This window comes from Cupriavidus sp. IK-TO18 (assembly GCF_015549295.1).
Taxonomy (GTDB): Bacteria; Pseudomonadota; Gammaproteobacteria; order Burkholderiales; family Burkholderiaceae; genus Cupriavidus; species Cupriavidus oxalaticus_A.
In genome coordinates, this window is the sequence record NZ_JADGMP010000054.1 from 32,411 (window position 1) to 50,672 (window position 18,262).

The window sequence follows — 18,262 nt, forward strand, 5'->3', positions numbered from 1 at the left end:
AAATGCATGCCACGAGACTGAATCCGGACTGGGTGCTTGCCGAGCGTGGGCTGGCCGCAGTCGCCAGCATGCTGCTGAGCATCCTCTATCTGGCGATCTATTTCTTCGGCCGCGAATCGCTTCCCGAGAAGTGGGTGACCGATTCGAACAAGATGCTGGAATTCCTGGTGACCGGCTCGTCCAACTTCGACGATTCGTTCGCCGCTACAGCACGCGTGTTCTCCTTCTTCGGCCCCGAGTATGTGAACGTCGTCACCGCCAGCGTCGGCGTTGCCTACCTTGTGGTGGCGTCGAGCCGCATCGCGAGCCTGCGCGAGCTGGCCGTGCGCTGGCTGTTCGTGCTCCCGTGCATGCTGCTGAACCTGCTCGCACCCGGCAAGGAGACCGTCGTGATCGCCATGTCGATCATCCTGGTCGCATGCGGCATGTCCAGGGCCGTGTCATCCCGTGGACTTGTCGTCATTGTCATCGTGATCTACGGGTGCTACGCCTTCTTCATCCGGAACTACTATGCGATGATCCTGGTGCTTGCGCTTGGCATCCGCGCGTCGGCAGGGCTCAAGCCGGGATGGAAAGCCGCGGTGCTGGCCTGCGTGCTGGGCGCGATCCTGGTGGCGCCCTCGGAGATCCTGTACATCCTTCAGTCGCCCAGGGATATCTCAAACAATTACGCGCTGAGCATCGGCAGCGAAAACCGGACGATGATCTGGAACCTGTACCCGCCCACCTCGGGTATCAATTTCATCGTCAACTACCTGTATGCATCCGCCATCTTCGTGTTGCCGGTGATCAGCTTCCGCGCGCCGGTCGATCTTGCCATGATGCTGATGCACTTCGCGATCATCCGGGTTGCGCTGCGCGGCTTGTCCGGGACGTTGCCGGCTGGTGACGACTACCGCAAGCGCCGCTGGTTTGCCACGCTGATTGTCGCGCATATCCTGGTGCAGTTCATATTCGAGCCAGACCTGGGCAGCTATGTCCGCCATCTCACCTCGGTCAGCTTGTTTCTCATTCCCTTGCTAACTTTGCCCTCGGCCAATCAAGATGAAGCACGTCGTCATATGCGCGGTGCCGTACAGTGACAACCTCGGCGATGCCGTGATAGCCGAAACACTGGGCTTCCTGATCCGCCAGGCCTTGCCGGACTGCCGGATCAGCTACCTCGATATCGCGGGGCGCACCCAGCTCGGCGAAAGCTCGCTGAAGAAGGGGCGGCTGATGCGGATCTTCTCCAGCCTGCCTGGCTGGGCACGGGTGCCCGCGCTGACCCTTGCCATCGGGATGAAATACCGCCGGCAATGGCGCGCCAGGTGGAAGCAGCAGCTCGCCGATGCCGATGTGGTGGTGATCGGCGGCGGCCAGCTGCTGTGCGATGTGGACCTCAATTTCCCCCTGAAGCTCTACCTGCTGGCCCAGTGCCTTGGCAAGAAGGCCGAGGTCGCGCTGGTATCGGTAGGCGTGGCGGGCAACTGGTCCGGCGCGGGGAAGTATCTGCTGTCCAGATTCTTCAAGCAGGCGGCGCCACGGTTCATTTCCGTTCGTGATGAAAATTCCCGCCGCAATATCGTCCGCGTCGCCGGGGACACTTGTTCCGACGTGACCATCATTCCGGACCCGGCCATCCTGAGTTCGGCGCTCTATGCCGACAAGGGACTGGAAAAACGCTGGGATGTGGGCATCTGCGTGTCGGACGTCGAAGCGCTGCACTACAACGCGGACCTTGTCAGCGTATCGGAGCAGGGCCGGGGCATCGGCATGTTCGCAGAGCTGGTGACCAAGCTGCGGCAGAGCGGGCAACGCGTCGTTCTGTTCACTAACGGCGCGGCGGAAGACAATATCGCGGCGGCTGCGGTCAGGAGCCGGCTCGGCGTTGATGATGTGGACTTCATTTTGCCAAGGTCCCCGGCGGAACTGGTCTCGGTCATCGCGGGATGCCGGAGCATGGTGGGCCACCGGATGCACGCGAATATCATCGCCTTCAGCTTCGGCGTGCCTTCCGTCGGCATTGTCTGGGACACCAAGGTCGCCTCGTTCTTCAAGCTGAGCGGGCGCGGGGATTTCGCGATGCGGCAGACGGCCAGCGCTGACGACCTGATCGAACGGCTGGCATACGCCCGGTCCCTGGGGGCCGCGCAGTTCAAGCGTTCGGCGCGGCTCGGTCAGGAAATCAGGCAGGGCCTGTCCATGCTTTTTGCCCGGAGCCCGGCGATGCCGGGCCCATCCCCGGCATGCCGGACAGAGATCAAGGCCGCGCCTTCGCTCGGGGGGATGCAGTAATGCGCCGCATGCTGTCGGCGCTTGGCGCGGTGTTCGAGCAGGCCGCCTATACGGCAGTGCAGTTCGGCATCAACGTGGCCCTGGCCCGGTCAATGGATGTGGCCGGCTATGGCGTGGTTGCGGTGGTGCTGTCGCTGGTGGTGTTCATCAATATCTTCTATGTCTCCTTCCTGCATGAGCCGGCGCTGATCGAGGGGCTGAAGCTGCGCGTGGGCTTTTCGATAGAAGTTGCATTGCTGACCGTGCTGCCGGTTGCCGCGGGGTCGATCCTCTACCTGTACGGGCATGGCCTGAGCACGTCGGCATGTGCCGCGGCCGCCGTGCTGTTCGCCAGCTACACCGCATACTGGGTGCTCAGGACCGTAGGCGCGAAGGCGAGGGGCTATACCGGGCTGCTCGCCTGCCACACGCTGATCGGTGGCGGCGTTGCCGTGATCGGCCTGGCTTCCGGCACACAGAAAGAGTCCGCGGTAATGCTGATGCTCGCCGCCGCGATCCTGCTCCCGACGCTGCTGGGGGCCGGTGCCATCCGGCGCGATATGCGCAATGGCCGTATTGAAATCATCCCGGGAAGGCCGGCGTCCCCGCGGCAATGGCTGGGATTCGGTGCAAGCTCGGCCAGCGCGCAGCTGATGAGCTGGCTGGTCGGGCCGGGGCTGGTCGTGCTGCTGGGATCGCTGGGACACTTTGCCGACTCGGCGAAATTCCGGATCCTGCTGACGGTGCTGCTGCCGGCCCAATACATCCTGATGGCGCTCGGCTATCACCTGATGCCAAGGTTCGCGACCTCGTTCCGGCAGGATGACACGCTGACGCTGGCCAGGACGTCCCTACTGTTCGTGCTGGGCGGCGTCGCGCTGGCCGGCGCGCTGAGCGTGCTGCTGCTGCTGGTTGGCGACCGGATCGTCGTCATACTGTTCGGCGCGGCGTACGGCGACCTCGATGTGCGCTTCTTTGCCCTGTTCCCTGTCGTGTTCGCAGTCGTGATGTGCCTGAGGACCTTGCTGAAATCATTCGGCATGGCCCGTGCCATCTTCCTTGCCGCGGGCATCGGCCTGGTGGCCGGGATCGGGCTTGGGGCATGGCGCTATCCCCGGCTCGACTACCTCGTGGCAGCGCAGGTCATGCTGTTGTCGTTCCTCGTCATCGCGCTGATTCAGACTGGTGCGCTCGCAATGGGCGTCCTTCGCAGGCATGGGACGGCATAGGGCTGCCTCCGGGCACGGCCGGGCGCTGGCGGGCGCGCTCGCCACGGCGGCGCACATGGCCCTGTCTGGGTTCTTGCCCTGCCAGCACGCGCACGCCGAACCGCGCCCGGCTCCGGGCCGGATCGCATCGATGCCTGCCTTTGCCGTGCAGATCGATCCCGCCACGGTGTCCTATCACGACCTGGCCACGATCAAGGGCCTGGGATTCTCGCTGGTGCGGTTCGGCGTGCGGCCCGACGTGGTGCGGGGGCATCTGCCGGCGGAACGCTACCTGCAGGTCATCAGCATGGCGCGCCAGGCTGGCCTGCGCATGCTAATCACGCTTTACGGCGGACGGTATATCTGGGGCGATACCGGCCAGGACGGTTCGAGCGATGCGAACGAGGCGAAGTTCGCCGGGTTCGCTGCCCGCTTCATGCTGCGCAACAAGGGGCCGGACCTGTCGTATGAGATCTGGAACGAGCCGGACAACCAAACCTTCCTGCATCCCTCGGTACCGATCTCGCGACTGATCTCGACCGCCGGCAGGCTTTGCGACGAACTGGCGCAGCAGGGCGTCGCGCCGCCGCCGCCCCTGTACCTGTTCGGCCTTGCGCGGCTGCCGAAGCCGGGGAACCCGGCCGCGGAGCTGTCGCTGACCCGGCTGCTGGCGGATCCGCGGCTGGGCTGCTTCCGGGGATTGAGCATTCATCCGTACCGGCCAACGCCGGAGACGCTGCTGCAGGACTACCGGCAACTGAGCGGCCGGATCCGCAATTCAGCACGTCCGTCCGCCGAGCTGATTGTCAGCGAATGGGGCTATGCCTCCTATCTTCCGGTTCGCAGCGAAGCGACGCAGGCCGCGTTGATCGCCAGGCAGGTGCTGTCCGGTGTCATCTCCCAGGTGCCCATGCTGGGCATCTATTCCTGGCGCGACCGGGGCGAGGCGCGCTGGGACCGGGAGGCGAATTTCGGCCTGCTAAGGGTTGATGGGTCGGAAAAGCCGGTCGTCGCCATGCTGCGCGATCTGCTGGGCGTCCTTGCCGGTGCGACCGATGCGTCCTGGCGCGAGCATCACGGCAGCTTTGTGCTGTCGCTGCGCAAGGATGGCGCTGTCCATCGCATCTATTGGGGACCGCAGAGCAGGGCGATGATGCGCGAGGAGCTGGGCAAGGAAAGGGCGGACGGCTGCAAGGTCAGGGCCCTGGGCACTTCCGCCGGGGCGCGGCCTTGCGCGGCGATGCTGCAGGCCGACACGGAATATTCCAACGGGGACATTGTGCTGGTTAGCCTGGCAGCAGGCACTGCGCAGCCCTGACCAGCACGCACGGTGCCTGTGCTAGGCAAGCACTTCGCTTGAATAGAAGGACTCGAACTTCCTGGCCTGGGTCACGATATTGAACTCCGACTTTGCGCGTGTCACCGCGTGCTCCGACATGGCCTGCCAGAGCGCGGCGTCGCCGACGATGGCCTCAATGCAGTCCGCCATGGAGGGCGCATCGTCAACCGGCACGATGAAGCCGTTGCTGCCATCGACGATGATGTCCTTGATCCCGTCGACGTCGGTGCCGACCACCGGTATCGCCAGGGCATTGGCCTCCGCCAGCACGTAGCCGAAGCTCTCATAGTGCGAGGTGAGCACCACCACCGCGGCCGACCCCAGCAACTCCAGCAGTTCGGACCGGCTCATCCACGCGATGGCCGTCACATCCTTGCCCTCGACCAGGCCGCGTTCCTGCAGCAGTGCATCGAGCGTCGCCCGGTCATCCTCGTAGTGGCCGTAGCCAACCAGCATGAACTCGATATCCCGGCGGCCCTGGAACAGCCTGGCCACGTCCAGGAACATGGGGATATTCTTCTGCCGGCTGATCCGCGCCACCATGATCACGCGCTTGACGCCGTCGCCAAGCCGCCTTTCCGCCGGCGGAAAGCGGGGTTCCACGGCGTTCAGTATCGCGTGCGCGCGGTCCTGCGGCAGCCCGACTTCGTGGATGGCACGATGCCGCTCGGACGGCGAGGTGGCCAGCACCGCGTCCGTAAGGCGATGCAGAAACCGCTCCGCCATCAGGAACACGCGGCGCTTTATCCCGCTGAGGCCGAGGTAGTAGTAGGCATGCGGAGTATAGACAACGCGCACGTCCAGTCCGATGCATGCCAGCCGGCCCACCAGTCCCGCCTTCGAACTGTGCAGGTGCACGATCTGCGGCGCGACGCTCTTTACCAGCGCCCGCAACCTGAGCGCAGCCTTCAGGTCGTTCACCGGGTCGAGCTTGCGGGGAATCGGCAGGTAGCTGACGCCAAAGTTTCGCGCATCCGCAACGGCCGAGATCGAGCATTGCTTCGGCAGCGCAAAGTGGAAGCTGATGTTCTCGTCGTTGATATGGGATGCCAGCAGGTGGAGGTAAGTCTCGACACCGCCCAGGCACTCGGTCACATGCAGGACTTTAATCATTGGGTTGCGCAAATTGGTGCGTATTGGGATGCGTATTTGGGATGCGTGTTGCTGCGTAATGGAAGGGGGCGGCCTCAGTAAGCATTGCTTCCCACCCACCCCCGGAACGCGGTCCAGAAGATGATGCGCAGGTCGAGCCAGAACGACCAGTTCCGGATATAGAAGATGTCGTGCTCCACCCGCTTGGCCATCTTGTCAAGCGTGTCGGTCTCGCCGCGATGGCCATTGATCTGCGCCCAGCCCGTGATGCCGGGCTTGACGCGGTGGCGCAGCATGTAAAAGTCCAGCTGCTCCTTGTACATGTTGTTGTGTGCCATGGCGTGCGGCCGCGGGCCGACCACGCTCATTTCGCCCTTCAGCACATTGATGAACTGCGGCAGTTCGTCCAGGCTGGTACGGCGCAGGAAGGCGCCGATCGGCGTCACGCGGCTGTCGCCCCGGGTGGCCTGTGTGACGACGCCATGCTCGCTATGCACCTTCATGCTGCGGAACTTGTAGACGTGGATGACGCGCCCATCCATGCCGAGGCGTTCCTGCTTGAAGAAGACCGGCCCCGGCGAATCGCGCTTGATCAGGATGGCGATCAGCAGGAACAGCGGCGACAGGGCGACCAGCACGAGCGCGGAAAAGGTGCGATCGAAGACGGCCTTGATGGTGCCGCGCACGCCGAGCGAGGGCGGTTTGTTCATCTCCACCGCGGGCATGCCCAGGAAGTTGCCGACGTTGTGGTTGAGCAGGTCGAAGTCGAGCACGCTCGGCATCCACTTGATGTCGATGAAGTCGTTGCGCAGCGAAAAGGCGATCTCCTGCATCAGGCGGTGCTCGCTCATCGGCAGGGTGATCCAGATCTCATGGATCCCGTGCTCGCGGGCGAAATCGGCGATGTGAGCGCTGTCGGCGATGCGCCGGCGTCCCTCCGGCGTGGATTCGCCTTCTGCGGCATAAATGCCGCTGACCTTGAATCCGGTGGTGTGGTGGGCGGTCGCGCGGCGGTACATCTCCTGGCCGGTCCGGCCGAAGCCGACGATGATTACGCGCTTGTTGTTGGCTCCGGCAACGCGCAGCAGGTTTAGCACGGCGCGGGTGACTACGCGCAGGCCCACCAGGGCGCCCAGCGAGAAGGCGTACCAGTACACCATCCACAGGCGGGACAGGGAGTCGGCCTGATGGAGCAGGTAGGTCAGCAGCAAGCTGACCAGCCAGACCAGGCTCCACGCAGACAGCAGCCGCGCGGCGAGCGAGATCAGGCTGCGGCCGCGCCAGGATGTGTAGACGTCGAACCCGGGCAGCACGATAAAGGCGATCGCACAACCAAAGTACTGGATGAACTGGTGGATTGGCGCGTGCGCGGTCGAGAACCGCACTTCACTGGCCAGGATTGCCGCAAGCCAGATGGCCCCGGCGTCGAGCAGGCGGGCCATCAGCGCGAGCTGATCATGGTGCCTGGCAAACATATCGCGATAGATACCCAATTGCTTCCCCCAGAAGCGTTGAGTAATGGGCGTTCAATCGAGTGCCCATGCCGTTGTTGTCTCCTCCGAACCTCCGGTCCGCGCGCAGTGGCGTCCAGGCTCGTTGCATGGCATGCATCGTTGCTGTGCATGCTCAAGGTGTGGACAAAGCAGAGTCGTGCGGGGCTGCATTGCGGCAGCCGGTTCCATGGTGTGGCGGCGGTCAGCTGACGACCGGCCACGGCCGCATCCTTGAGGGCCGTCCACGGAACCGCAACGCTCTTTTTGCTGCCGGCGCGCTGATGGCACCGGCGTGCTTCGTGTTTTCAGGTGCGAATAGTGCGATGCAGCGAAATGCCTCGGTACCCTTCATCAGAAGGGAAAGCCTGGCCTTGGCCGATGAAGCGTTCGGCCGCTATTCGCGATGGGCTTCGTCGATTTTCCGCGCGCGAAAATGCCGTGACGCTGACTCCAGCGTTACCCCGCTCAAGGAGGGAAGCGAGAGGCCAGCACACCCCCCGCACCGGGGGTGAGAATAAAAAGCATTGGCGAGCAGGTTCGGGACCGCCGAGTTTGTGTGATGCCCGTGAAAGGCCGATGCGGCTCGGCAGCCGGGCATCCTTCACTCAACCGCGGCAAGGAAATGAGAAAGAAAACAGAGCCACATACGGTATTCACGCGGGAACAGCTGGATGCGTATTTCGCTTCGTACGTAGGGATGGAAGGTGGAAACCCAGGCGCTGCGGTATGGTTCTGCGATAGCTCTCCGCATCCGAGCGGGGCGTCGCTGTTGGCCCCGTTGGTTCCTCGCCGCCAACCCGGCGCATGGGATGCCGCCTACCGTTGCAAGTATCGTCATCACATGGAGCGCTGGCAGTCGCACCAGAGGATTGCCCGCATCATGTCGGCGGCGCGAGCACAGGTCTTCAACACGGCCATGGGCGAGCAGGACTGGAAGCACTACTTCGATCATCATCTGTACGCGCCGCACGGCGCCGAGTTCAAGCTCAGCCTGTTCCCGCTGCCGGCGCGCTTGATCAATCAGACCCCGTGGTCGAAGGCGTTTCGCGGCCAGCCGGAGCTTTTGCCGAGGCAGCGTTACCTCGACCTGTGCCGCGAAGGCCGGCGCTTTGCCTTCATCGACGGGATCCGCCGGCGCTGGAAGCCGAAGGTGGTGATATGCCTGGGCGAACGGCACGCCGACGACTTCGTGCAGGCGTTCGTGCTCGCGCAGGCGCGCGCCACCGACCACGTCCTGCAGCCTGCCGACCAGCCCAAGACCTTGCGTGTGCTCGAGCGCGACGGCACCACATGGATCATCTGTCCGCCACTGGCTGGCGCAGCGGGAATGATGTCCGATGTCCTGCTCGACGCGATGGGGCAGTACATCACGCGCTGGCTGCGGCCGGACGATTTCCTCGGGTTCTCGACCGGTACAGAGAAGCCGATCGCGAGGGCGTCATGAGTCATGGCGCGCGCGGGTCGCCGATACCGTTCGCCTGGTGGCGCGGTCTGTGCAGCAAATGATTGGCTTTCCCCCGCCATGTAGGGGTGACACGGATTGGTGGATGCGTTTATCTGCGGGCTGCCGCGATCTGCAAGATCGCTGCCACTGCACCCGCTCGCCAGTCTCGTGCGTGGCATCAGCGGCAGCGTAGGGCGCCGGAGACCGTGCGCGGCAGTACTCCGTCGCAGTAGTCCCCACCATGTTTCGTTGTAGCGAAGTATCGATCTCAGGAGAGCAGCGTGCAAACCAAAACCCGGAACATCTTCATCCTTGGCATCATGGCCAGCGCCGCGGCAACGCTCGTGGCTTGCGGCGGCGGCGACGATTCGCCGCCGCCTTCGCAGCCCGCCACCGTGAGCGGCAAGGCGGTGGACTTCTACCTGTCCGGCTCGACTGTCACCTTCCTTGACTGCGACAACAAGACCGCGGTCACGAATGGAAGCGGGGACTTTACCTTCCCGGCGGGTTGCGCGAAGAGTGCGCTGAGAGTGACCGGCGGCACCGATATCGGTACCAACCAGCCGTTCGCCGGTGTACTGCAGGCACCGGCGCTGGATAGCAAGGAGGGCGTAATCCAGGTGGTCTCGCCGCTGACCACGTTGGCGGTCCAGGTCGGCTCGGGTCAGGCGGCCCCCCTGGCGGCCGGCCTAGGCCTGGCAGGCAAGGATCTGAACACGCTCGACCCGATGCAGGACGCGGCGGCGCTGCGGGCGGCGGTCGTTGTGCAGCAACTTGTCGACCATGTCGCCAAGACGCTGACCGGCCTGGGCACGGGTGGCACGCTGACTTCCGCGGATACGGCCGCGGCCGCCTCCAAGGCAGTCGCCAACGCCGTGGCGAGCACTCCGGGCACGGCAGACCTGACCAGCGTTGCGCTGGTCACGAATGTGGTGTCCAGCGCTGTACAGAACGCCCAGGCCGGCCTGCCTGCCGAACTGCGCTCGGACATCGGTGTCGTGGCCGCCAATGTGGCCGCACTGGCCGCGCCGGTAATCACAACCCAGGTGGCAAGCGTGAGCACGGCGCTGGAGGCCGTCGATCTGGGTAGCAGCCCGACCGCGACGTTGTCGGCGCTGACGGAAAGCGGATCGCTCAACATCGTGACCGAAAGCGCGCAGTCGACGACGACCACGGCGCTGGTCCAGGCGGTGACGACCGACGGGCTGAGCGATGCATCGATCACGACCAGGCTGGCTGAACTCGGCGAAGCGGTGTCGACCGGCAACACCGCCGAGATCCAGCAGGTCACTGCTGAACTCGGCAGCACGGTGGATGCCGGCGCGATCAACAACGTGGCAAACGCGGTCGGGCTGAAGAACTACCTGCTGCTGTCAAACCTGACGATCAACGGCGTCAATTACCCGATCACCGACACGATCTCGGCCACGGGCGGCACGCTGGGCGCGATCCAGGTTGCGGTGACGCAGAATGGCAACGCCTTCAACGGCGGCCCGTCGCAACTGCGCGCTGGCCTGAGCTATACCTACGGCGGCAACCAGGTCGATGTCATCATCGAGAACGTGACGCTGACGTTCAACGGGTCGCAACTGGTGGATGCGGTGGTGCCTGCCAATACTGCTTATTCGTTCCGGATCAGTGGCAACGTGTCTGCCGCGGCAAGCCTGACCAACAGCGCCGCCGACAGCCTGTTCTCCACCGCAAACGGCGGCTCGCTGAACCTGCCGTTCACGGTGTTCCTCGGCAAGCTCAGGTCTGCCGGCGCGCTGAGCCAGGCGCAGGTTGACGCTCTCACGCCAACTGCCACCAGCACGTTCCCCGTGACGTTTGCCACAACCACCGGTGCCCAGGGCAGGGATGTGAAGGTGGGCATGCTGGTCAACGGCGACGTGGAATTCGCCAAGACGGCATTGGTGAAGACCGACGCCGAGATGGTGGTCGGTGACGGCCTCAAGACCACGGTGACGCTGAACCCGTGACCGGCGCGTAGCGGTGCCTTCCGCCCGGATGGGGAAGGCCAGGCCGCCCGGTCATCCGAACGCGTGTCTCAAGGCCGCGCCGCGGGTGACCGGGCTTTTTTGTGTCTGTGTCGGGCATCTCGCAGGAGCGCGCGACGCATGAGGCTCGCCCAGTGGCCTCGGAGTCTTCTATGCAGCTGATTCGCAAGCGCCGGCTGGACCACGCCTGCGCCCTGATGCTGGGCCTGTCGTGCGTGGGCACGGCCAGTGCCGCGCCCGACGATGTGTTCATGCAGGCCGAGCCCGCCACCGGGGAGTTCACCTCGGTGCGGGTGGAGGCCAGCTACGACATGGTCGATCGCACTGTCGATGTCTTCAACCTGCGCGGGCGGCAGGGACCGGTGTCGGACAACGCCGGCGATTATCGCGGCGGCAAGCTGATGCTGGGCTACAAGTTCTCGCCGCACTGGTCGGGGTCGGCCACCTACTGGCGCCGTGGCATCGATTATGGGCAAGACCACAACCAGATCGATACCTGGATGCTGGCGATGCACTACGACCCGCTCGCCGAGGCCGGTGCTCGCGATCGCATCATGCTGCGTTTCTCGCTATGGGGAGACCACTCCGGCAGCCTGAACCGCTCCTCGCCGGTGATGGTCCGCAATACGACGTTCAACAGCCTCACCGTGAATAACGCCAATGACGTCCAGGCGCAGGCCGACGTCATCTTCTCCGGCGAGCTGACCGAGCGCAACCAGCTCACCGGCTTCATCGGCCTCGGCATCAGCCGCGTGTCGATCGGCAGCATCAATACCCGCCTGCAGCGAGGCAACTGCAACTTCAATGTCGCTATCGGCTCCGACAATCTCGCCAATGGCCAACTGGCCGCGCCATGCAACGTGGGCAACGTTACCCTGCAGTCGGCGTCGTTCTCGGTCGACGCCAGCCAGTTCGGGCTGAACTTCAACGATGATTTCAACTACACAGCCGGCTATCTGAACCTGGGCGGGTCATGGCGCTGGAAATACGAGCGCTTCGCGGCGCGGCTCGGATACCAGTTCCAATACCTGCTGCGCAGCAATGTCGACAGCCGCACGCAAAGCTACGGTAATTCGCCAATCCGCTCCAACCACACGCTGGGCCTGGAGCTCTCGTATGCGGTGGTGAAGAACGTGGAAGTGTTCCTGCGCGGCCAGGCGTCGCTGTACAACTTCGTCGGCACCATCCCGTTCCTCTATAACGCGACGACCGCGGGCAAGCTGGATCGCTACTACGGCTACGGCTCGATCGGCATTCGTTTCTCCGGGTTCTGAGTTTGTGAAGCAGGTCGCGGTTTTCTATCCCCTCGGGTGAGGGGATAGAAAACGCAATCCCAGGGATATTGCATCGCAGCAAATCACTTATGTCAGACCTTAGAAGATTGAAATTCCTAAATGGGTGAGGCTGGGTTAGAATTAATTCAATCGAAAAAATCTATATAGCTCTATTCAGTTTTGCTAAAGTCGCCGGGCGCGCGTTCAGATAAATATCATTTTTATCTTCGGCGTAAATCATCGCCAAGCGTGCGATGCCAGGGAAGGCGTTTTTCCTCCATGGCAGAAGTTCAAACAAGGATGGGAATAATCCTGTGTTACAGGATGACGTGGGCTCACCGTATTTCCTCGAACCCGCGACTGCGTTCGGCGCCCCGCCTGACCGGATTTTGTGTCAGGTGGGCATCGGAGGCGGGTTCCAGCCCGAACCATCATTAAAACAAGCAGATCCGGGCATTTGAAAAGACCCGGTCGGCGCGAGGATGTCGCATGCGGCGGCACACTGAATTCCTCGCACCGTACCTGCCAATAACGATTTGCGAAAGACCACGGCAGCACGCGCGCCACAGAGGCCGCGGCATGCCGCGGCATTGTCTGTCGGGGGTCCCACCAAGCAGCAAGGGATAGTATGCAGCATTCAAAGGTGTTCGCGCGTCCGGACCTGGATCGTTATTTTGCCTCCTACGTTGGGATGGAAGGCGGAAATCCGAAGGCTCCGGTCTGGATATGCGACAGAAGCCCAGCCTGCTCCGAGCCACTCGTCGCACCGCTACAGCCGCGTATGGCACCGCCGGCCTGGGACGCCGTGTTCCGCCACCAGTACCGGGAAGACATGGGCAAGTGGTTCGGCCATCAGTGCATGGCGCGCATCATGGCGGCCGCGCGGGCCGAGGCGCTGCGCGTCCGGCTCGGGGACAACGACTGGGAGCAATACTACCGGCGCCATCTCTACTCGCCGAGGGGTGCAGAGTTCCGGCTCAGCCTGTTTCCGCTGCCTGCCCATGTCGACGGACGAACGACGTGGTCCAAGGCGTTCCGGGGCCAGCCTGAACTGATCCCGCAGTCGCGCTACCTGGATCTGTGCCGGCATGGCGAACGTTTCCGGTTTCTCGCAAAGACACGCGCCCGCTGGCGCCCGAAGGTCGTCATTTGCCTGAGCCATCGCCATGCCGACGAATACATCGAAGCCTTCTCGCTAGGCGGGCTCGCCAGCGAGGAGCATGCACTCCAGCCGGCAGACCAGGTCAGGCGCCTGCGCCTCTTCACCAAGGACGGGACGACGTGGATCATCTGCCCGGCAATCGGCGGTAGCGCCGGGATGACGTCGCAGGTTCAACTCGATGCGTTCGGAAAGTTTCTGGGCATGCGGCTGGCGGAGAGCGACTTCAAGCACTGCGCCGAGCTCGATGCCGTCGACGATGGAGCGCCGGCCAGGGCGGAGCGCCTGCCGGAGCGCTGCGAGACGAGGAGGCTGCCTGCCGAAGCGGGTGGTAGTCGTCCGGTGGAACGTGTCCGGCCAATGTTTCCGGCTAATGAACCCGCGCGAGCGGGAAATTGCGAATCCCTCGTCTAGTGCCACCCAAAAAACTGATGTAAAAAACTTTCAATTTTCCCGAGTCAAAATACTTGAGACAATTCGCAATCTTCATTCATTGAATTTCCCATTGAAGGCACCGTTAGCGCGGTGTCTTTTTTTTTGCGTGGAGGGTGGAACGCAGTCGGGCGACGCGGCGCTGGCGGCAGGCCGGCATGCGCCGGCCTGCACGGCCTCAATCAGCCGTGATGTTGTTGGCCTTCACCACCTCGCCCCACATCTTGTAGTGGGTGCGGGTCAGCGTTGCGAGCTGCTCGGGCGTGCCGCCGCCGGGCTCGTCGCCGCGGTCGACGATGCTCTTGACGACGGCAGGGTCCTTCAGCGCCGTATTCAACGCGCCGTTGGCCTTCTTGACGATGTCGGGGCTCAGGCCCGGCGGCCCGTACAGGCCGATGAACGAGATGATGGTGAAGTCCTTGATGCCGCTCTCGGTGGCCGTCGGTACATCCGGGATCATGGCCACGCGCTTGGGTCCGGTGACCATCAGCGGCCGCAGCTGGCCCGACTTGATGAAGGGCGCGACGACCGAGGTTGCATCGAACATCGCATCCAGGCGCCCGGCCATCAGGTCGACCATCGCCGGGCTGCTGCCCTTGTAAGGCACGTGGTTCATTTTGGGGCCGCCCATGCGCTCGCGCAGCAGCTCCATCGTGACATGCGGCAATGCGCCGGTGCCGCCCGAGCCATAGTCGATGGTCTTGCCGGACTTGTCCCGCGCCTTTACCTCCTCGACAAACTGCGCGTACGTCCTGATGGGCGAACTGGCGGGCACGACCAGGACCAGCGGCGACTGCAGCATCACGCCGATCGGCGTCAGCTTCTGCGGGTCGACGATGCCGAGCTTGGTGTAGACGTGCGGCATGATCGTCATCGAGCCGTTGCCTACCAGCAGCTTATTCCCGTCCGGCGCCGCGCGCATGACCTCAATGGAGGCGATATTGCCATTCACACCGGCCTTGTTGTCGATGACAAACGGCTGGCCGAGCGAACTCTGCAGGCCGTTAAGCAGCGCACGTCCCGCGAAGTCGGTCTGGCCGCCGGGCGGGAAGCCGACCAGCAGTGTCACCGGCTTGGTCGGCCAGGTGGTCTGTGCCCAGGCGGCCGTTGTCGCCAGCGCGCCAAGGCCGAGCGCAGCGACGCCCAGGATCAACGCGGAACGGCGCGAATTCACGGGCGATTTCTTGGTGATTGTCATGACAGGTCTCCGATTATGTTTTGACAGGGCCGCAGCCCCACGGCGCTTCAGGCCGTCTTTTCCATCGCTTCCCACATCCCGTTGATATAGACCGCGCCGAGTGCCCGGTCATAGAGGCCGTATCCCGGCTTGCCCGTCTCGCCCCAGATCATGCGGCCGTGGTCGGGGCGGAAATAGCCCTGGAAGCCGACGTCGTGGTACGCCTTGACGATCGCGGCGATATCCAGCGAGCCGCAGCTCGACAGGTGGGCGGTTTCCTCGAAGTCGCCTTCCGGCGTGATCTTGACGTTGCGGATATGGGCGAAGTGGATGCGGCCCATGCCGCCGAACTCGCGCACCAGCGCCTCGACGTTGTTCTGCGGGCGGGCGCCAAGCGAGCCCGAGCACAGCGTCAGGCCGTTTGCCGGCGTGTCGACGATCCCGAGGATGCGTGCCAGGTCGTCGCGGTCCTTGACGATGCGCGGCAGCCCGAAAATGGGGCGCGGCGGATCGTCCGGATGAATGGCCATCTTGATCCCGCACTCCTGCGCCACGGGAATGATCGCGTGCAGGAAATGCTCCAGATGCTCCCAGAGCCTGGCTTCGTCGATGCCGCGGTATTCAGCCAGCAGCGACTGCAGCTCACCTGGCTCGTAGCTGGAATCCCAGCCGGGCAGGGCGATGCCCTGGCTGACGTCAACCAGTTCGACCTCCCGCGTGCTGAAGGCGAGGCAGGTCGAGCCGTCATCGAGCTTTTTCGCCAGTTCCGTACGGGTCCAGTCGAATACCGGCATGAAGTTGTAGCAGATGACTTCGATGCCCGCGGCGGCCAGGTTCCTGATGTTCTGCTGGTAGTTCGCGATCAGCCGCTCGCGCGTCGGCTTGCCAAGCTTGATGTCCTCATGGACCGGAACCGATTCCACGACCTTGAACTGCAGCCCCGCCGCCTCGATGGTGGACTTGAGCGCCAGGATCTTGTCCAGTGGCCATACCTCGCCGACGGGTTCGTCGTAGATGGCCGAGACGATGTGGGTCATGCCCGGGATCTGCCGGATGTATTCGAGAGGAATCGGGTCGGACGGGCCAAACCAGCGGAACGACATCTTCATGGGGGGCATCCTTGGGGCGACTCTGTTGCGGCAGAACAGGGCGGAAAAACCCCGACCTGTAGTGCGAACCGGCGCGCGGCATGGCCCGGAGGCCACGCAGCATTGGTGTACCGGATTGGTTTATTTGGTTCACCAATTATGAACAGGTTGCCCAATTTTGCCGTCATGGTTTACCATGGGATGCATCAGGCACTGCCCGGCCATGCCGCGTTTTTGTGGCGATTGGTCAACCGGTGATGACATTGGGCAGCCGCCGCCTTACCTGCAATGCGACATTCCACCAGCGATCCTGCAACCCGTCCGTCAGTCGAGAACCCGCCAGCGGCCAGCGACCGGTCGTACCTGAGCCTGGCCGGCCAGGTGCAGGCACTGATCGCATCCGGAGAGTTCTCCGCCGGCATGCGGCTGCCGTCCGAACGCACCCTGGCCGAGCGGTTCAGCGTCAGCCGTACCCTGGTGCGCGAGGCAATCATCGCGCTGGAGGTCCAGGGGCTGGTCGAAGTGCGCGGCGGCTCCGGAATCTACGTCTGCGCAGGAGCGCCCGCGCCCGGTCCCGAGCCGTTTGAGATGCCGTGGCGGCCGGGGCCTATCGAATCGCTGCGCGCCCGGGCCCTGATCGAGGCGGAAGTCGCCGGCCTGGCGGCCAGCGAGCGCAAGGACAGCGATCTTGACCGCATGTTCTCGGCCCTGAGCCTGATGCGCGAGCACATGGACGACAAGCAGGCCAACGAGGCGGCGGACCGCCAGTTCCACCTGTGCCTTGCCGAATCGACCGGCAACCGGGTCCTGCTGCATATGGTCGCCGCACTGTGGGATAGCGGGCGCAGCGATCCGCTGTGGAGCAAGATCGAGGAACACTTCCATACCACCGGGCTACGGGAGGCATCGCAGGAAGACCATCAGCGGATCTTCGCGGCGGTGATGGCCCGCGACGCGATGGCGGCGCGGGCGGCAATGCGCAACCACCTGGAGAGGGTGATCAGCGAGTTCACCCAGGCGTGGCGTTGACAGATAGCCCGTTGGGCGTAGTTCGGCTTTTCCACGCCGGGCCGCTCCAGGAGCGGAGGGTGTAAAAGCCGCCGGTCGCGCGGAAAGTCACCTCAGGGCAAGGCGAACCAACCGCACTGACCGGCGTCGCGACGCGTCAAACCGCGCGGCGAACCATCAGTTCCTTGATCTTGCCGATGGCCTTGGTCGGGTTCAGACCCTTCGGGCACACGTCGACGCAGTTCATGATGCTGTGGCAGCGGAACAGGCGGTACGGGTCGTTCAGGTTGTCCAGGCGCTCGCTGGTGGCCTGGTCGCGGCTGTCCGCGATAAAGCGGTAAGCCTGCAGCAGGCCGGCGGGGCCGACGAACTTGTCCGGGTTCCACCAGAACGACGGGCACGAGGTCGAGCAGCTCGCGCACAGGATGCACTCGTACAGGCCATCCAGCTCGTCGCGCTCTTCCGGCGACTGCAGGCGCTCTTTCTCGGGCGGCGGCTCGTCGTTGATCAGGAACGGCTTGATCGAGTTGTACTGCTTGAAGAACTGCGTCATGTCGACGATCAGGTCGCGCACCACCGGCAGGCCGGGCAGCGGACGCAGCACGATGCGGTCCGGCAGCTCGCGCATGTTGGTCAGGCACGCCAGGCCGTTCTTGCCGTTGATGTTCATCGCGTCCGAGCCGCACACGCCTTCGCGGCACGAACGGCGGAACGAGATGGTCTCGTCCAGCTTCTTGAGCTTGACCAGCGCGTCCAGCAGCATGCGCTCGTGACCGTCGAGTTCGACCTCGTAGGTCTGCATGCGCGGTGCGGCGTCCTTGTCCGGATCGTAGCGGTAGACTTCGAAAATACGCTTCATTTCTGTGGGTCCTGTTGTCTCTACGATGCGGTGCTCAGAAGGTACGGGCCTTCGGCGGCACGCTTTCCACCGTCAGCGGTTCCATCTTCACCGGCTTGTAGTCGAGGCGGTTGCCTTCGCTGTAGAACAGCGTGTGCTTGAGCCAGTTCTGGTCATCGCGGTTCGGGAAGTCGCTGTGCGCGTGGGCGCCGCGCGATTCCTTGCGGGCGGCCGCCGAGATCATGGTGGCCTTGGCCACTTCCACCAGGTTGGCCACTTCCAGGGCTTCCACCAGCGCGGTGTTGAAGACCTTGGACTTGTCCTTCAGGTGGATGTTGTCGGCACGCTCGGACACTTCCAGGATGCGCTCGACGCCTTCGTCCATCAGCTTCTGCGTACGGAACACGCCGGCATGCGACTGCATGTTCTTGCGGATGTCGTTGGCGACGTCCTGCGT

The 18,262-nt window shown here is 63.8% G+C and carries 14 protein-coding genes and 1 pseudogene; 9 read left to right on the forward strand and 6 right to left on the reverse strand.

Annotated features, from left to right (window positions below; translation table 11 throughout):
- Window positions 1–2 precede the first annotated feature (2 nt).
- From IPF36_RS32920 to IPF36_RS32935, 4 genes are all read left to right on the forward strand, one after another.
- Window positions 3–1,082, forward strand: coding sequence for a hypothetical protein (locus IPF36_RS32920; protein ID WP_195432150.1), 1,080 nt, complete (start codon window positions 3–5; stop codon window positions 1,080–1,082).
- Window positions 1,045–2,277 carry a polysaccharide pyruvyl transferase family protein gene (locus tag IPF36_RS32925; RefSeq protein ID WP_195432152.1) on the forward strand — a complete coding sequence of 411 codons (1,233 nt, stop codon included), beginning with the start codon at window positions 1,045–1,047 and terminating at the stop codon, window positions 2,275–2,277. The genes IPF36_RS32920 and IPF36_RS32925 overlap by 38 nt, the downstream gene beginning before the upstream one ends.
- Window positions 2,277–3,485: a lipopolysaccharide biosynthesis protein gene (locus IPF36_RS32930; RefSeq protein ID WP_135705155.1), complete on the forward strand. Its 1,209-nt coding sequence runs from the start codon at window positions 2,277–2,279 to the stop codon at window positions 3,483–3,485. Before IPF36_RS32925 ends, IPF36_RS32930 begins: the two co-directional genes overlap by 1 nt.
- A gap of 130 nt (window positions 3,486–3,615) precedes the next feature.
- Window positions 3,616–4,782, forward strand: a complete 1,167-nt coding sequence (locus IPF36_RS32935; RefSeq protein WP_240745961.1) for a hypothetical protein — start codon at window positions 3,616–3,618, stop codon at window positions 4,780–4,782.
- A gap of 21 nt (window positions 4,783–4,803) precedes the next feature.
- On the opposite strand, the gene IPF36_RS32940 is transcribed toward IPF36_RS32935, so the two are convergent.
- Both IPF36_RS32940 and IPF36_RS32945 read right to left on the reverse strand, forming a co-directional pair.
- Window positions 4,804–5,916 (reverse strand): glycosyltransferase, encoded by a 1,113-nt coding sequence (locus IPF36_RS32940; protein ID WP_195432153.1) that lies wholly within the window; start codon window positions 5,914–5,916, stop codon window positions 4,804–4,806.
- A gap of 74 nt (window positions 5,917–5,990) precedes the next feature.
- On the reverse strand, window positions 5,991–7,370 hold the full coding sequence (locus IPF36_RS32945; protein WP_195432161.1) for an undecaprenyl-phosphate glucose phosphotransferase: 1,380 nt from the start codon (window positions 7,368–7,370) through the stop codon (window positions 5,991–5,993).
- Between the two features lie 859 nt (window positions 7,371–8,229).
- Here IPF36_RS32945 and IPF36_RS32950 point away from each other — a divergent pair.
- The 4 genes from IPF36_RS32950 (at window position 8,230) to IPF36_RS32965 (ending at window position 13,676) form a co-directional block, all read left to right on the forward strand.
- Complete coding sequence (locus IPF36_RS32950; RefSeq protein WP_255519982.1) at window positions 8,230–8,832, forward strand: transcriptional regulator; 603 nt, start codon at window positions 8,230–8,232, stop codon at window positions 8,830–8,832.
- Between the two features lie 281 nt (window positions 8,833–9,113).
- The gene (locus tag IPF36_RS32955) at window positions 9,114–10,811 is read left to right on the forward strand and encodes a hypothetical protein (RefSeq protein ID WP_195432154.1); all 1,698 of its coding nucleotides are present in this window, start codon (window positions 9,114–9,116) and stop codon (window positions 10,809–10,811) included.
- Window positions 10,812–10,981: 170 nt separating this feature from the next.
- Window positions 10,982–12,103: a hypothetical protein gene (locus IPF36_RS32960; RefSeq protein ID WP_135705158.1), complete on the forward strand. Its 1,122-nt coding sequence runs from the start codon at window positions 10,982–10,984 to the stop codon at window positions 12,101–12,103.
- A 781-nt stretch (window positions 12,104–12,884) separates the two neighbouring features.
- Window positions 12,885–13,676, forward strand: a complete 792-nt coding sequence (locus IPF36_RS32965) for a transcriptional regulator (protein WP_240745962.1) — start codon at window positions 12,885–12,887, stop codon at window positions 13,674–13,676.
- Window positions 13,677–13,872: 196 nt separating this feature from the next.
- On the opposite strand, the gene IPF36_RS32970 is transcribed toward IPF36_RS32965, so the two are convergent.
- Both IPF36_RS32970 and uxuA read right to left on the reverse strand, forming a co-directional pair.
- Entirely contained in the window at window positions 13,873–14,892 is a 1,020-nt protein-coding gene (locus IPF36_RS32970; protein ID WP_135705160.1) for a tripartite tricarboxylate transporter substrate binding protein, read from the reverse strand.
- A gap of 47 nt (window positions 14,893–14,939) precedes the next feature.
- Complete coding sequence (gene uxuA / locus IPF36_RS32975) at window positions 14,940–15,980, reverse strand: mannonate dehydratase (protein WP_135705161.1); 1,041 nt, start codon at window positions 15,978–15,980, stop codon at window positions 14,940–14,942.
- 267 nt (window positions 15,981–16,247) lie between these two features.
- On the opposite strand from uxuA, the gene IPF36_RS32980 reads away from it, so the two are divergent.
- The gene (locus IPF36_RS32980; RefSeq protein ID WP_133098579.1) at window positions 16,248–16,988 is read left to right on the forward strand and encodes a FadR/GntR family transcriptional regulator; all 741 of its coding nucleotides are present in this window, start codon (window positions 16,248–16,250) and stop codon (window positions 16,986–16,988) included.
- Between the two features lie 136 nt (window positions 16,989–17,124).
- On the opposite strand, the gene IPF36_RS32985 is transcribed toward IPF36_RS32980, so the two are convergent.
- Both IPF36_RS32985 and IPF36_RS32990 read right to left on the reverse strand, forming a co-directional pair.
- Complete coding sequence (locus IPF36_RS32985; RefSeq protein WP_135705162.1) at window positions 17,125–17,826, reverse strand: succinate dehydrogenase iron-sulfur subunit; 702 nt, start codon at window positions 17,824–17,826, stop codon at window positions 17,125–17,127.
- A 34-nt stretch (window positions 17,827–17,860) separates the two neighbouring features.
- Window positions 17,861–18,262, reverse strand: a pseudogene (locus tag IPF36_RS32990) (succinate dehydrogenase/fumarate reductase flavoprotein subunit); the annotation flags it as partial.

Bases quoted from the DNA above. Each gene is read 5' to 3' on its own strand.
- IPF36_RS32920 (WP_195432150.1), top strand. From the start codon at position 3: ATGCATGCCACGAGACTGAATCCGGACTGGGTGCTTGCCGAGCGTGGG.
- IPF36_RS32925 (WP_195432152.1), top strand. From the start codon at position 1,045: ATGAAGCACGTCGTCATATGCGCGGTGCCGTACAGTGACAACCTCGGC.
- IPF36_RS32930 (WP_135705155.1), top strand. From the start codon at position 2,277: ATGCGCCGCATGCTGTCGGCGCTTGGCGCGGTGTTCGAGCAGGCCGCC.
- IPF36_RS32935 (WP_240745961.1), top strand. From the start codon at position 3,616: ATGCCTGCCTTTGCCGTGCAGATCGATCCCGCCACGGTGTCCTATCAC.
- IPF36_RS32940 (WP_195432153.1), bottom strand. From the start codon at position 5,916: ATGATTAAAGTCCTGCATGTGACCGAGTGCCTGGGCGGTGTCGAGACT.
- IPF36_RS32945 (WP_195432161.1), bottom strand. From the start codon at position 7,370: ATGTTTGCCAGGCACCATGATCAGCTCGCGCTGATGGCCCGCCTGCTC.
- IPF36_RS32950 (WP_255519982.1), top strand. From the start codon at position 8,230: ATGGAGCGCTGGCAGTCGCACCAGAGGATTGCCCGCATCATGTCGGCG.
- IPF36_RS32960 (WP_135705158.1), top strand. From the start codon at position 10,982: ATGCAGCTGATTCGCAAGCGCCGGCTGGACCACGCCTGCGCCCTGATG.
- IPF36_RS32965 (WP_240745962.1), top strand. From the start codon at position 12,885: ATGGCACCGCCGGCCTGGGACGCCGTGTTCCGCCACCAGTACCGGGAA.
- IPF36_RS32970 (WP_135705160.1), bottom strand. From the start codon at position 14,892: ATGACAATCACCAAGAAATCGCCCGTGAATTCGCGCCGTTCCGCGTTG.
- uxuA (WP_135705161.1), bottom strand. From the start codon at position 15,980: ATGAAGATGTCGTTCCGCTGGTTTGGCCCGTCCGACCCGATTCCTCTC.
- IPF36_RS32980 (WP_133098579.1), top strand. From the start codon at position 16,248: ATGCGACATTCCACCAGCGATCCTGCAACCCGTCCGTCAGTCGAGAAC.
- IPF36_RS32985 (WP_135705162.1), bottom strand. From the start codon at position 17,826: ATGAAGCGTATTTTCGAAGTCTACCGCTACGATCCGGACAAGGACGCC.